The 13,227-nt window shown below is 66.4% G+C and carries 13 protein-coding genes; 3 read left to right on the top strand and 10 right to left on the bottom strand.

Features of this window, described 5'->3' with window-relative positions; translation table 11 throughout:
- The first annotated feature begins 103 nt into the window (after positions 1–103).
- Entirely contained in the window at positions 104–1,471 is a 1,368-nt protein-coding gene (locus ABQF30_RS03140; protein WP_448460993.1) for an alpha/beta hydrolase-fold protein, read from the top strand.
- A 69-nt stretch (positions 1,472–1,540) separates the two neighbouring features.
- Entirely contained in the window at positions 1,541–2,053 is a 513-nt protein-coding gene (locus tag ABQF30_RS03135) for a nuclear transport factor 2 family protein (RefSeq protein WP_448460991.1), read from the top strand.
- 79 nt (positions 2,054–2,132) lie between these two features.
- On the opposite strand, the gene groL is transcribed toward ABQF30_RS03135, so the two are convergent.
- From groL to ABQF30_RS03090, 9 genes are all read right to left on the bottom strand, one after another.
- Positions 2,133–3,752: a chaperonin GroEL gene (gene groL / locus ABQF30_RS03130; RefSeq protein WP_448460989.1), complete on the bottom strand. Its 1,620-nt coding sequence runs from the start codon at positions 3,750–3,752 to the stop codon at positions 2,133–2,135.
- Positions 3,753–3,857: 105 nt separating this feature from the next.
- Positions 3,858–4,160, bottom strand: coding sequence for a co-chaperone GroES (gene groES / locus ABQF30_RS03125; RefSeq protein ID WP_003892970.1), 303 nt, complete (start codon positions 4,158–4,160; stop codon positions 3,858–3,860).
- Between the two features lie 181 nt (positions 4,161–4,341).
- Complete coding sequence (tsaD, locus tag ABQF30_RS03120) at positions 4,342–5,364, bottom strand: tRNA (adenosine(37)-N6)-threonylcarbamoyltransferase complex transferase subunit TsaD (RefSeq protein WP_448460987.1); 1,023 nt, start codon at positions 5,362–5,364, stop codon at positions 4,342–4,344.
- Positions 5,361–5,825 carry a ribosomal protein S18-alanine N-acetyltransferase gene (rimI, locus tag ABQF30_RS03115; protein WP_448460985.1) on the bottom strand — a complete coding sequence of 155 codons (465 nt, stop codon included), beginning with the start codon at positions 5,823–5,825 and terminating at the stop codon, positions 5,361–5,363. The genes tsaD and rimI overlap by 4 nt, the downstream gene beginning before the upstream one ends.
- The gene (tsaB, locus tag ABQF30_RS03110; RefSeq protein ID WP_448460983.1) at positions 5,822–6,454 is read right to left on the bottom strand and encodes a tRNA (adenosine(37)-N6)-threonylcarbamoyltransferase complex dimerization subunit type 1 TsaB; all 633 of its coding nucleotides are present in this window, start codon (positions 6,452–6,454) and stop codon (positions 5,822–5,824) included. The genes rimI and tsaB overlap by 4 nt, the downstream gene beginning before the upstream one ends.
- Positions 6,451–6,918: a tRNA (adenosine(37)-N6)-threonylcarbamoyltransferase complex ATPase subunit type 1 TsaE gene (gene tsaE / locus ABQF30_RS03105; RefSeq protein WP_448460981.1), complete on the bottom strand. Its 468-nt coding sequence runs from the start codon at positions 6,916–6,918 to the stop codon at positions 6,451–6,453. Before tsaE ends, tsaB begins: the two co-directional genes overlap by 4 nt.
- Positions 6,911–7,999: an alpha/beta fold hydrolase gene (locus ABQF30_RS03100; RefSeq protein ID WP_448460979.1), complete on the bottom strand. Its 1,089-nt coding sequence runs from the start codon at positions 7,997–7,999 to the stop codon at positions 6,911–6,913. The genes tsaE and ABQF30_RS03100 overlap by 8 nt, the downstream gene beginning before the upstream one ends.
- Complete coding sequence (alr, locus tag ABQF30_RS03095; RefSeq protein ID WP_448463396.1) at positions 7,996–9,165, bottom strand: alanine racemase; 1,170 nt, start codon at positions 9,163–9,165, stop codon at positions 7,996–7,998. The genes ABQF30_RS03100 and alr overlap by 4 nt, the downstream gene beginning before the upstream one ends.
- 7 nt (positions 9,166–9,172) lie before the next feature.
- Entirely contained in the window at positions 9,173–10,231 is a 1,059-nt protein-coding gene (locus ABQF30_RS03090) for an AraC family transcriptional regulator (RefSeq protein ID WP_448463394.1), read from the bottom strand.
- A 229-nt stretch (positions 10,232–10,460) separates the two neighbouring features.
- Here ABQF30_RS03090 and ABQF30_RS03085 point away from each other — a divergent pair, with 229 nt between their 5' ends.
- Complete coding sequence (locus ABQF30_RS03085) at positions 10,461–11,825, top strand: DUF1254 domain-containing protein (protein WP_448460977.1); 1,365 nt, start codon at positions 10,461–10,463, stop codon at positions 11,823–11,825.
- Positions 11,826–11,837: 12 nt separating this feature from the next.
- Here the strand turns inward: ABQF30_RS03085 and ABQF30_RS03080 are convergent, their stop codons facing one another.
- Positions 11,838–13,220: a glutamate decarboxylase gene (locus tag ABQF30_RS03080; RefSeq protein ID WP_448460975.1), complete on the bottom strand. Its 1,383-nt coding sequence runs from the start codon at positions 13,218–13,220 to the stop codon at positions 11,838–11,840.
- Between the last annotated feature and the right edge of the window lie 7 nt (positions 13,221–13,227).

The raw sequence follows: 13,227 nt of genomic DNA, 5'->3' as shown, positions 1-13,227 counted from the left end.
ATGAGGTGCTCAACCAAGGCTGGTCAGCGCGAACCCACTACGGCCCACGGCAATTGCGCGCAAAATCGAACTAGAGCCAGTTGCATCTGGAGGGGTGAGCCGAATGGTCAGAACGCATGTGGTCGTACCGGGAGAAACGCTGTCGGCGTTGGCGTTGCGATTCTACGGAGAAGCAGAACTCTATCCGCTGATCGCCACCGCCAGCGGGATCACCGATCCCAACGTCATCGGCGTGGGACAACGCCTGATAATGCCCGACTTCACGAGATACACAGTTGTCGCCGGGGACACGCTCTCGGCGTTGGCGTCGCGCTTTTATGGTGACGCAGCACTAGATTGGTTGATCGCCAGGGCCAACAGGATCGCCGATCCCAACGCCATCAATACGGGGCAACGGCTGATCATCCCCGATATCAGCAGGCACACGGTCGTCGCCGGGGAGACGCTGCCGGAGCTGGCTACCCGCTTCTACGGGGACGTCTCGTTCTCTCCGCTGATCGCCGGCATCAACGGCATCGCCGATCCCGCCACCATGGACGTCGGGCAGGCACTGATCATCTTCGTCGGACGCAGCGACGGATTCGGGCTGAGAATCGTCGACCGCAACGAGAATGACCCTCGGTTGAAGTACTACCGGTTCCAGACGCCGGCGGTCGGCTGGAACCCCGGCGTCAATGTGCTGCTACCCGACGATTACAGCACGAGCGGGCGTAGGTATCCCGTGCTGTACCTGTTCCACGGTGGTGGTCCCGATGCAGACTTCCGCACATTCGATTTTCTGGGTATTCGTAACTGGACCGCCGGCAAGCCGATCATCGTCGTGATGCCCGACGGCGGGCACGCCGGCTGGTACTCCAACCCGGTCACCTCGTTCGTCGGTCCGCGGAACTGGGAGACGTTCCACATCGCCCAGCTGATTCCCTGGATCGACGCGAACTTCCGTACGTTCGCCGAGTACGACGGGCGTGCGGTGTCCGGTTTCTCGATGGGTGGCTTCGGCGCACTGAAATACGCGGCCAAGTACTTCGGCCACTTCGCTTCGGTGAGTAGCCATTCCGGCCCGGCAAGCCTGCGGCGCGACTTCGGCCTCGTCGTGCACTGGGCGAACATCACGTCGTCAGTGCTGGATCTGGCCGGCGGCACGGTCTACGGCGCGCCGTTCTGGGACCAGGCCAGGGTCAGCGCCGACAACCCGGTAGAGCGCATCCCCAGCTACCAGAACAAGCGGATATTCCTGGTCGCCGGGACCAGTCCCGACCCGCTCAACTGGTTCGACAGCGTCAACGAGACCCAGGTGCTTGCGGGCCAGCGGGAGTTCCGCGGACGCCTCAGCGCGGCAGGCATCCCGCACGAAGCGCACGAGCGGCCCGGCGGTCACGTCCTCCGGCCCGACATGTTCATTCTCGACCTCGACGGCATCATCGCCCGGCTACGCCCCGCGGCGCCCTTGGCGATGCCCGAACGGACGTAGCCATGGGTGCACCGACCCCGGGAGCACTGCACCCTGTCAGACCGCCCTGGACATCAATACATTTCGGGCATGCCCTCCAAACGTTGGACCACCAGAATCTCTGCCACGCTGTTAGGCACAGCCGCCATCTTGGCGGGATGTGCGGCCACCACCAGTGACGCCGCTCCACCGATTCCTGACGAGCAACGCAACGCCGACATCGTGCGCGGAGCGTTCGAACGCGGGGTCGGTGAGGCCGACACCTTCTACGCGATCCTCGCCGATGATGTGCAATGGACGGTGGCGCGGGCGCCGGAGCCGACGACGTACACCAGCCGGCAGCAGTTTCTCGACCACGGCGCCAAACCCATCGTGGATCGACTGACCGGATCCATCCAACCCGTGGTCCACGAATTGGTTACCGACAGGGACCGCGTCGTGGCGCGGTGGCGGGGCACCGCGACCGCGCTCGACGGCCGGCCCTACGTCAACGAATACAACTGGGTCATGGCGATGGAGAATCAGCGGGTCATTCGCGTCGTCGCGTATCTCGACTTCGTCGTACTCGACGAGCTGATCGAACGCGTGCCGTTGCAGTCGTGATCGGGCGTGCTCCGCGAGCAGACACAAAACTGCCCCAAATCCGAAGAGATGGGGCAGTTTTGCGTCTGTTCGGCAGGATCTAGTGAGCGTGGCCGTGATGACCGTGCCCGTGATCCTCTTCTTCAGCCGGCTTTTCCACGATCGCCGTCTCGGTGGTGAGAATCATCCGAGCCACCGACGCGGCGTTGAGCACCGCGGAGCGGGTCACCTTGGCCGGGTCGACGATGCCGTCGGCGACCAGGTCGCCGTAGGCAAGCGTGGCTGCGTTGAAGCCGTGCCCGTTGGGCAGCTCGCTCACCTTGTTCACGACGACCGAGCCGTCCAGCCCGGCGTTGGAGGCGATCCAGTACAGCGGAGCCGACAGCGACGAGGAGAACACCTCGACGCCGACAAGCTCGTCGCCGCTGACCTCGCCGCGCAGCGTATCCAGTGCCGCGCGGGCCTGCACCAGTGCGGCGCCGCCGCCGGTGACGATGCCCTCCTCGACGGCAGCCTTCGCCGCCGCGACCGCATCCTCGACCGCTTCCTTGCGCTTCTTCAGGTCGGTCTCGGTAGCCGCGCCGACCTTGATCACCGCAACGCCGCCGGCCAGCTTGGCCAGCCGCTCTTCGAGCTTCTCCCGGTCCCAGTCGGAATCGGTGGTCTCGATCTCCGAGCGCAGCTGCTTGACGCGGTCGGCGACGGCGTCGGAGCTACCGCCACCGTCGACGATGACCGTGCTGTCCTTGGACACCGTCACCCGACGGGCCGAGCCCAGCACGTCCAGGCCGGCCTCACGCAGCATCAGGCCGACGTCGGGGTTGACCACCTGGCCGCCGGTCACCACGGCGAGATCCTCGAGGAACGCCTTGCGGCGGTCACCGAAGAACGGCGCCTTGACCGCGACGGCCTTGAGCGTCTTGCGGATGGCGTTGACGACGAGCGTCGACAGTGCCTCGCCCTCGACGTCCTCGGCGATGATCAGCAGGGGCTTACCTGACTCGGCCACCTTCTCCAGCAGTGGCAGCACATCCGGCAGCGAGCTGACCTTGTCGCGGTGCAGCAGCACCAGCGCGTCTTCGAGCACCGCTTCCTGCAGGTCGAAGTCGGTGACGAAGTAGGCCGAGATGAAGCCCTTGTCGAAGCCGACGCCCTCGGTGATCTCCAGTTCCGTGTTGAGGGTCGAGGACTCCTCGACCGTCACCACACCGTCGTGGCCCACCTTGGTCATGGCCTCGCCGACCAGCTCACCGATCTCCTCGTCACGCGAGGAAACCGTCGCGACCTGCGCGATGCCGGTCTTGTCACTGACCGGGGTGGCCGCGGCCAGCAGCGCTTCGGACACCGCGTCGGCGGCCCTGCTGATCCCGAAACCAAGCGCGATCGGATTCGCGCCGGCGGCAACCTGCCGCAGGCCGGCCTTCACGATGGCCTGGGCCAGCACGGTTGCGGTGGTGGTGCCGTCGCCTGCGACGTCGTTGGTCTTGGTGGCGACCGACTTCACCAGCTGTGCGCCCAGGTTCTCGAACGGGTCTTCCAGGTCGATCTCGCGGGCGACGGTGACGCCGTCGTTGGTCACCTGCGGGCCGCCGAACGCCTTTGCCAGCACGACGTGCCGGCCGCGCGGACCGAGGGTTACCTTGACCGCGTCGGCGAGCTTGTCGACACCGGCCTCCATAGCCCGGCGGGCGGTTTCGTTGAACTCAATCTGTTTGCTCATAAGTCTCTTTCTGACTACCTGTCAAGGCATCAATGCATGCCGCCCCGGATATCACCCGTGCGGACACGGGGATCTCCGGGGCGGCTACACGAGGTCCTTACGGAACTACTTTGAGACGACAGCCAGCACGTCGCGGGCTGACAGGATCAGGTACTCCTCGCCGTTGTACTTGATCTCGGTGCCGCCGTACTTGCTGTAGATGACGGTGTCGCCCTCGGCAACGTCCAGGGGGATCCGCTTCTCGCCATCCTCATCCCAGCGGCCGGGGCCAACTGCGACGACGGTGCCTTCCTGCGGCTTCTCCTTGGCGGTGTCGGGAATGACCAGACCGGATGCGGTCGTGGTCTCGGCCTCATTGGCCTGTACGAGGATCTTGTCCTCGAGTGGCTTGATGTTCACGCTCGCCACGATGGAGCCCTCCACTTAGTTAGGGTGTGGATCCGGGGAAGTCCCCGAATTCCGGTTACCAGGTGTTCGGCATGCGCCCGTGCCCTCGCTCCGTCGTCGCGGGTGCCGGCGCTGGGGGTTGGCCGCGTGCCACCTAGCACTCTATACATGCGAGTGCTAGCACTCAAGGGTGGGCCCTGCGCTATGCCACCTGGCCCCTGACCACCGGCAGTCCCGGGTCGCTGGCCACATCCAGCGGCGACGGTTGTGCCCCGGCGGCGATCAGGTGTGCCGCGAACGACGCGATCATCGCACCGTTGTCGGTACACAATCTGGGCCTCGGGACCCGCAGCGTCAAACCTGCTGCATTGCACCGCTGTTCGGCGAGTTCGCGCAGGCGGGAGTTGGCCGCCACCCCGCCCGCGATCAGCAGGGTGGAGACGCCGAGATCGGTGGCGGCCCGGACCGCTTTGGCCGTGAGCACATCCGCTACCGCCTCCTGGAATCCGGCCGCGACGTCGGCCTGAGACGCTTCGGGGTGGGCCTCGACGTACCGCGCGACAGCGGTCTTGAGGCCCGAGAAGCTGAACGCATACGGGTCATCGCGCGGGCCGGTCATCCCGCGCGGAAACACAATCGCGTCGCGATCGCCGGTCCGGGCCAGGTCGTCGAGCACCTTGCCCCCCGGATAGCCGAGCCCGAGTAGCCGGGCCACCTTGTCGTAGGCCTCCCCCGCGGCGTCGTCGACGGTGCTGCCCAACTCGACGATCGGCTCGCCCAGCGACCGGACGTGCAACAAGTGGGTGTGTCCGCCCGAAACCAGCAGTCCCACGCTTTCCGGCAGCGGGCCGTGGTCGTACACGTCGGCGGCCAGGTGCCCACCCAGGTGGTTGACCGCGTAGAAGGGCACATTCCAGCCCGCCGCGTACGCTTTGGCCGCGGCTACCCCGACCAGCAGCGCTCCGGCCAGCCCGGGTCCGATGGTGGCGGCGACGATGTCAGGCTTGGCAATCCCCGCGGCATCCAGGGCCCGGCGCATCGTGGGCCCCAGCGCCTCCAGATGCGCGCGCGAGGCGATCTCCGGCACGACGCCCCCGAACCTGGCGTGTTCATCGACGCTGGACGCCACCTCGTCGGCCAGCAGCGTGACCGTCCCATCGTCGGCGAGATCGGCAATGCCGACCCCGGTTTCGTCACACGAGCTTTCGATGGCCAGGATGATCACGTCGGCTGCTCCTGGGGCTGGAGTTGCATGGTGTAGGCGTCGGCTCCGCTGGCCCGGTAATACCGCTTACGCAGACCGACATTGACGAATCCGGCGCTCTCGTACAGTTTGATCGCCGGCTCGTTGTCAGTTCGCACTTCCAGGAAAACCATTCCGCCCGAGGCGAACTCGAGCATGTCGTTGAGCAGTTGACGGCCGATGCCCCGTCCCTGGTAGTCGGGGTCGACGCCGATGGTGTGGATCTCGTATTCGAAGGGCCGGACGCGGCCCAGCCGGGCGATCCCGGCGTAGCCGACCAGTTTGCCGTCGCTGCGGGCGGCGATGTAGCGGGTGTGGTTGGCGGCGAGCTCACCGAGAAACGCCCGCGCCGGCCACGGATCGTCGCCGGCGAACAGCTGGGTCTCCAACTCCGCGCAGCGCGCCGCGTCGGTGCGGGTCAGTGCGTCGTACACGACCGTCATTTCCGCACCGCCGCAGGCGGTTTGGCGTCGGGACGCCGCAGATACAGCGGCACCAGTGGCGCCGGCGCTCCCCAGTCCGCGACCACGGCAACCAGGCCGCTCGGCGTCGGGTACACCGGCTCGAGCCGGGGCAGGTCGAACATGGCCGCGTGTTCTGGTGATCCGGCCACCGCGTCGACATCAGCCCGAACATCGGTGGGCGCGTTCACGGCTGGGCCGGCGACACGCGCGCCGTCGCGGTAGCGCGCCCAGTACACCTCTCGGCGGCGCGCGTCGGTGACCACCAGCGCGTCCCCGGTCGTATGACATCCGATGGCGTCGAGGCTGCACACCCCGTGGACCGGGATGCCCAGTGCGTGACCGAATGCGGCCGCAGTGGCCATACCCACCCGTAATCCGGTGAACGGCCCGGGCCCGCACCCGACGACGATCGCATCGAGATCGTCGACGGTGATGCCGGCATCCGACAGCGCACCCAGCACGTTGGGGGTGAGCTGCTCGGCGTGGGCGCGAGCGTCGACGGTCACCCGCTCGGCCACCGTGGTGACCGCGCCGTCCTCGGCACGACGGACCACACCGGCGCTGACCGCGGGTGTCGCCGTGTCGATCGTGAGGATCAGGCTTGTCACGGCTGGCTCCACTGCCAGATCGCGGTGCGCACGTCGGTGGCGGAATCCCGTTCGATGCGGATGTCCAGGTGATGGTCGGAGAGTCGTTCGGCCAGCCCTTCTCCCCATTCGACGACCACGACGGCATCATCGAGGTCGGTGTCCAGGTCGAGTGCGTCGAGTTCGCCGAGCAGGTCCGCACCGGGGTGGTCGAGCAGTCGGTACATGTCCACGTGCACCATGGCGGGCCGGCCGGCCTGGCGGGCCCGGTGCAGGCGCGCCAGCACGAACGTCGGCGACACCACCGGGCCTTCCACATCCATGGCCTGCGCGATTCCCTTGGCCAGCACTGTCTTTCCGGCGCCCAGCGGACCGGACAACACCACCACGTCGCCGGCATTCAACTCCGCGCCCAGGCTGGCGCCCAGCGCCATGGTGTCCTCGGCGGCCGGCAGTTCGGCGGTACCGCCCGATCCCTCAGCCATTGGGCCGCACCCGATCCCGCACCCGCCGCGTCAGCGTGACAAGTTTGGACGGGGTGGCCCGCTGCACGAGACGGACCAAGCCATCGTCGATCACCTCGGGCTCCTCGAGCTGGACCAGATGGCCGGCTCCCCCGACGACCACCAACTCCGACTTGGGTAGCTGCTCTGCCATGGCCTCCGAGTATTCCATTGGCGTGAGCAGATCCCGGTCACCGCAGGCGATGAATGTCGGCACTTTCGCCAGCACCTTCAGGCCCGCGGTTTCGTCGTGCACCTCCAGCGCGTGCAGGAACTCGACGAGGGTGGCGATCGGAGTGCCGTGCATCATCCGTTCGGAGAACTCCACCACACTCGGGCTGACCTTCTCGTCGCCGAACGACGCGGCCCGCAGGATCGGCCCGATCACCGACCGCGCGACACCGCGGGTGCGGTGCACGGTTTTCGGCGCGTACCGGGCGGCGAATCGGACGGCCTCCAGCGCCGGGTTCCGCAGGATCTCCCCGAGCGGGGACCGATTGACACCTTCAGCGGCCGACGAGATCAGCGCCGCGCCGACAACGCGTGACGGGTAGCGCTGGGGGTACTGCCGGGCGTGGGACAACACCGTCATCCCGCCCATCGAATGGCCCACCAACACCACCGGGCCGCGCGGAACCGTCACGGCCAGCACTGTTTCCAGATCTCGGCCCAACTGCTCGACGGTGTAGGTGTCCGGCGGGGCTGCGCCGGCCTGACCGTGGCCGCGCTGGTCGTAGAACACCATGCGGACCTGATCGCCCCACTGTTCGGCAAGCCGAGCCCGCTGAAAGTGAAAGGCCGCCATCCGCAGACAGAAGCCGTGGGCGAACACCACGGTGAGCGGGGCATTGACCGGCCCGACCTCCCGCACTGCCAGCGGCACCCCGTCCGGCGTAGTGATCACCGAACTGCGGTCGGCGTCGAGAAGTTCGAAATCCTCACCCGCGTAAGGATCCTCGGCGGTCACGCGACGGGCCAGGGACCGAGCCAGCGTAACCCCGGCCACGGTGCCGACAGCGCTGAGTCCGGCCACGCCCGCGAGCCAGCGTGCGTTGCCGCTCAACGGCGCTCGCCTGCCGGCACATAGCTGCGGCTGATCCTGCCCCGCGGGCTGGTGACGATCTCGTAATGGATGGTGTCGAGCAGTTCCGCCCAGTCCTGGGCGGTCGGCTCCCCGTGGATGCCCGGCCCGAACAGGATGGCGTCGTCACCCTCGGTGACATCGGAGGCGTCCGGCCCGAGGTCGACGACGAATTGGTCCATGCAGATCCGTCCGACCGCACGGCGGCGCCTGCCGTTGATCAGCACGTCGATCCGCCCGCTCAGCGAGCGGAAGACGCCGTCGGCGTAGCCGATCGGCAGCAGCGCCAGCGTGGTGTCACGCTCGGCGACCCACAGGTGGCCGTAGGACACGCCGTCCCCTGCGCGCACCGAACGTATCAGTGACACAGGGCATTTCAGTGTCATCGCGGGAATCAGCCCCATGTCGCCGCGTTCCGGGATCGGGCTGAGGCCGTATACCGCGATGCCCGGTCGCACCATGTCGTAGGTCAGGTCCGGCCGGGTCATCGCCGCAGGCGAGTTGCACAGGTGCGCAATCTCGAAAGGCACACCTTGATCGCTGGCGTGATCGCGCATCTCGATGAGCCGCTGCCCCTGCAGATCGTTGAACGGGTTGTCCGGATCGTCGCCGTGCACCAAGTGGCTCATGATGCCGCGCAGCCGGATCGCACCGTCGGCCTTGGCGCGGCCCAGGGCCGCGAGCATCGCGGGATAGTGGACGGCGCCGACGCCGTTGCGGCTCAGCCCGGTGTCGACCTTCACGGTCACGGTGGCGCTGCGGCCGGTGCTGCGCACTGCGGCCAGCAGATCGTCCAATTGGCGCTGCGACGACAATGCGATCTCGATGTCAGCCGCGAGGGCCGGCGCGAAGTCCGTGCCCGGCGGGTGCAGCCAGGCCAACACCGGTGCGGTGATCCCACCCGCACGCAGAGCCAGGGCCTCGGCGATGGTCGCGACGCCCATCTCGGCCGCACCTGCCGCGAGTGCGGCGCGGGCGACCGGAACAGCGCCGTGGCCGTAACCATCGGCCTTGACCACCGCCATCACCTGGGCGTCGCCGGCATGCTCGCGCAGTACCCGAACGTTGTGCTCGATGGCGCCAAGATCCACCACTGCCTGCGCCGATGCGTGTGGCGTCAGCGGTGTCGTGAGTTCGGTCGTCTGCATTGTCATATCACCGCCGACCATTGTCCCAGAGCGGCGTCATCGGCCAGGTAGCGCTCTGCCGCACAGCCGGGTTGCGGGCTTTGCGGTAGGCCGTGGGGGTGGTGCCGAACCAGCGTCTGCAGGATCGGGTCAGCACGCTTTGTTCTGCGTAACCGAGTTGGCGGCAGAGCTGATTCAGGCTCAGATCAGTGTCGAGCAGCAGCCGTTCCGCGACATCGCGACGAGTCTGCTCGACGAGTTCGGCGAAGGTGGTGTGCTCGGCGGCCAACCTACGGCTCAGCGTCTTGGGATGCAGCCCGAACTGGCGGGCGGCCAGGTCGGCGGTGAGGTTTCCGGTGGGCAGCAGTTGACGGATGACGCTGCGTAGCGTGTCAGCCAGCCCACGCGTGTGCTGACCGGTCGTGGTGGACAGGTAGTTCACGGCGAGCTGGTGGGCCAGGGGGTCATGGTTCAGGGGCTGTTGCAGGTCGGCGGCACGCACGGTGAATCCGGCGATCGGTTCGTTGAAGTGTGCGGGGCAGCCGAAATAGCGGCGGTACTCGGTTTTGGTCCCCAGCCCGGGGTGGGGCAGGTGGACGCTCACGGGCCGGTAGGTGGTGCCCAGGAACAGACGAAACACGCGCAGGGTGATCCCGAGTGCCAATTCGATGGCTTGGGCCTGTGGCGGTCGCGGGTTGAGTAGAAAATCGAATTCGAAACGGCCCAGCGCGGGATCGGGATGGCCGATGATCCGGGTGGTGATACCGGAACTGTAGGCACCCATGTAGGTATCGATGATGGCAAATGCGTCGGCGACGGTGGCCGCGGTGCGGGCCGCCACACCGACCGGGCCAAGGATGTCGATGCTTTGGCGCATCGCCAGCCGACGGCCGAAATCGGTCACGTTGAGCACCGCGGCCGCATCCTCCACGGCAGCGATGGCGTTGCGCAGCGGGACAAACCGATCGCGCTGCCCCACGTCGGCGGGGTCGACGTTGGCCAGTCGCAGCAGAACGTCGGGGTCGCCGCCATGGACGGTCACCAGCGGCGAGAAACCAGTCAGCGACGAGCCCCGGACCAGCAGCATGTCCACTACTGTCAAGAAACTGTCCAGAAATGTCAAGACGGCGGGCATGGTGCTCAGCAAAGATTGTCCGGGGCCGGTTCACCGTCGACGGTGACATGGGCGGGCCTGCAGTGATCGGGTGTGCCGTGCGGCGCGCCCGAGCGGTCAGGTGAAGGGAATGTCCTTGAGGCTCAACAGTTCTTGGCTCCGTTGGTCGGGCGTGGTTGCCGTGGTGGCACTATCGGCGGCAATGACCGCATGCAGTGGCAATGACGAACCGGCTGAACGTGACGACGTGAGTGTGGATCAGATCCGCGATATTGCGAAACAGGCCTATATCTATGGATATCCGATGGTCGACAACTACCGGATACAGCACTCCTACTTCGTCGATCAGCAGGATCCGAACTACAAGGGCGCATGGAACCAGATCCACAATCTCGCCCGCGTGGCCACACCCGCCGACACCGCCATCCAGACACCCAACTCCGATACGCCCTATTCCTTCGTCGGCGCCGACTTGCGGACCGAGCCGCTGGTACTCACCATCCCGCCCATCGAGGCGGGCCGGTACTTCTCCGTTCAATTCATCGACGCGTATACCTACAACTTCGCCTACGTCGGCAGCCGCACCACCGGCAACGGCGGGGGCAAATATCTGCTCGCCGGGCCCAGCTGGCAGGGCGAGAAACCCGCCGGCATCGCCGAAGTCGTCCAGGCCGACACCGACTTCGCGTTCGCCGCGTATCGCACCCAGCTGTTCAGTCCCGATGACCTCGACAATGTCAAGAAAATCCAGGCCGGCTATGCCGTTCAGCCACTGTCGGCGTTCCTGGGCCAGCAGCCACCGGCCGCCGCGCCCCCGGTCGAGTTCATCACGCCGCTGAGTGCCGACGAGCAGAAGAGTTCGCTGAAGTTCTTCGAGATCCTCGATTTCGTCCTGCGCTACGTGCCGGTGCTGGATTCGGAGAAAGAACTGCGAGCCACGTTGGCGTCCATCGGGATCGGCTCGGACGGCGATTTCTATGCCGACAAGCTCAGCCCCGAGCAGCGCGACGCGTTCCAGGGCGCGATCACCGACGCCTGGAAAGACTTCGATGGGCTGCAAACCAAGATCGACGACGGCAGCGTCAGCGCCGCGGATGTCTTCGGCAGCCGGGAGATGCTTGGCGACAACTACCTCTACCGGATGTCCGGCGCGGTCAACGGGATCTACGGCAACACCAAAGCCGAAGCGATGTATCCGATCTTCACCAACGATGCCGCCGGGGCACCACTGGACGGCGCCAACAGCTACACGTACCGGTTCGCGCCGGGACAACTGCCGCCGGTGCATGCGTTCTGGTCGCTGACCATGTACCGGATGCCGGAAAGCCTGCTGGTCGCCAACCCGATCAACCGGTACCTCATCAACTCACCGATGCTGCCCGATCTCAAACAAGACCCGGACGGCGGCTACACCATCTACGTCCAGAACACATCGCCTGGCCCGGACAAGGAATCCAATTGGTTGCCGGCGCCGGAAGGGTCCTTCCGCCTCCTCGAACGGCTCTACTGGCCCGAGGAAGCCGCGTTGGACGGCACCTGGCAGACGCCGAAACCACAGAAGAGTTAGGACATCAGTGCGTCAGTGCGCGAACGGCTGCAGCTCATCGAAGTGGCCGCCCGGCTTGAGCTCGTCGAGGTGCTTGAGCACCGTGACGAAGTCGTCCTTGAGCGCCCTGGCCAGGTCGGCCGAGAAGCCTTCTCGCACCACCACCCGCAGTACGACGACATCGCTGGCGTCGTCGGGCATGGTGTAGGCGGGCACCTGCCAGCCGTAGGCGCGTAGCGCCTGCGACACGTCGAACTCGGTGTAGCCGGGATCGCCCTTGAGCCGGAAACTGACCACCGGGATCGCCGAACCGTCGGAGATCAGCTCGAAGTGCTCGCTGTCGCGCAGTTCGTCGCCCAGCCACCGCGCGGTTTGTGACAGGCACTGCATCACCTGCGTGTAGCCGGCGCGGCCCAGCCGCAGGAAGTTGTAGTACTGGCCCACAACCTGATTGCCGGGCCGGGAGAAGTTCAGGGTGAACGTCGGCATATCGCCGCCGAGGTAGTTGACCCGGAACACCAGGTCCTCCGACAGGTGGTCCTTGTTGCGCCACACCACGAACCCGATGCCCGGGTACGTCAGGCCGTATTTGTGACCGCTGACGTTGATGGACACGACCCGCGGCAACCGGAAGTCCCACACAAGGTCCGGGTGGATGAACGGAACGACGAAACCGCCGCTGGCCGCGTCGACGTGCACCGGAACGTCCGGGCCACCTTGGGCGAGTTTGTCCAGCGCCGCACAGATCTCGGCGATGGGCTCCAGCTCGCCGGTGTAGGTGGTGCCGAGAATCGCGACAACGCCGATGGTGTCCTCGTCGATCGCCTCGAGCACCTGCTCGGGCGTGATGACATAGCGGCCGTCGGCCATCGGCAGGTATCGCGGCTCGACGTCGAAGTACCGGCAGAATTTCTCCCACACCACCTGGACGTTGGAGCCCATCACCAGGTTGGGGGTGCGTCCCTTCCAGCCGTCCCCACCGAGCCGTTGGCGCCACCGCCATTTCATGGCGAGCCCGGCCAGCATCACGGCCTCGCTGGAGCCGACCGTGGACACCCCGACCGCACTGGACGGATCGTCATCCCGTAAATCCTCGGCGTGGAACAGGTCGGCGACCATCGACACGCACCGGGCTTCGATCGCGGCGGTGGCCGGGTACTCGTCCTTGTCGATCATGTTCTTGTCGAACGTCTCTGCCATCAGCTTTTCGGCCTCGGGGTCCATCCATGTGGTCACGAAGGTCGCGAGGTTCAGCCGCGAGCTGCCGTCGAGCATCAGTTCGTCGTGGATGAACCGGTATGCCGCACCGGGTTCCATCGCCTCGTCGGGCAGGCGCAGCGACGGCACCGGGGCCATCGCCAATCTGCCGGTGTAGGCCGGAGCGATATGGGGAGCACGAGTGTGCTTGTGCGACATGGGGGAC

This window comes from Mycolicibacterium sp. XJ870 (genome assembly GCF_053483975.1).
The sequence above is the reverse complement of the archived record's forward strand: the minus strand, read 5'-3'. Positions and strand labels throughout refer to the sequence as shown.

Coding starts and splice junctions, on each gene's coding strand:
- ABQF30_RS03140 (WP_448460993.1), top strand. CDS start 104: ATGGTCAGAACGCATGTGGTCGTACCGGGAGAAACGCTGTCGGCGTTG.
- ABQF30_RS03135 (WP_448460991.1), top strand. CDS start 1,541: ATGCCCTCCAAACGTTGGACCACCAGAATCTCTGCCACGCTGTTAGGC.
- groL (WP_448460989.1), bottom strand. CDS start 3,752: ATGAGCAAACAGATTGAGTTCAACGAAACCGCCCGCCGGGCTATGGAG.
- rimI (WP_448460985.1), bottom strand. CDS start 5,825: ATGACGGTCGTGTACGACGCACTGACCCGCACCGACGCGGCGCGCTGC.
- tsaE (WP_448460981.1), bottom strand. CDS start 6,918: ATGGCTGAGGGATCGGGCGGTACCGCCGAACTGCCGGCCGCCGAGGAC.
- alr (WP_448463396.1), bottom strand. CDS start 9,165: ATGCAGACGACCGAACTCACGACACCGCTGACGCCACACGCATCGGCG.
- ABQF30_RS03090 (WP_448463394.1), bottom strand. CDS start 10,231: ATGCTGCTGGTCCGGGGCTCGTCGCTGACTGGTTTCTCGCCGCTGGTG.
- ABQF30_RS03085 (WP_448460977.1), top strand. CDS start 10,461: ATGACCGCATGCAGTGGCAATGACGAACCGGCTGAACGTGACGACGTG.
- ABQF30_RS03080 (WP_448460975.1), bottom strand. CDS start 13,220: ATGTCGCACAAGCACACTCGTGCTCCCCATATCGCTCCGGCCTACACC.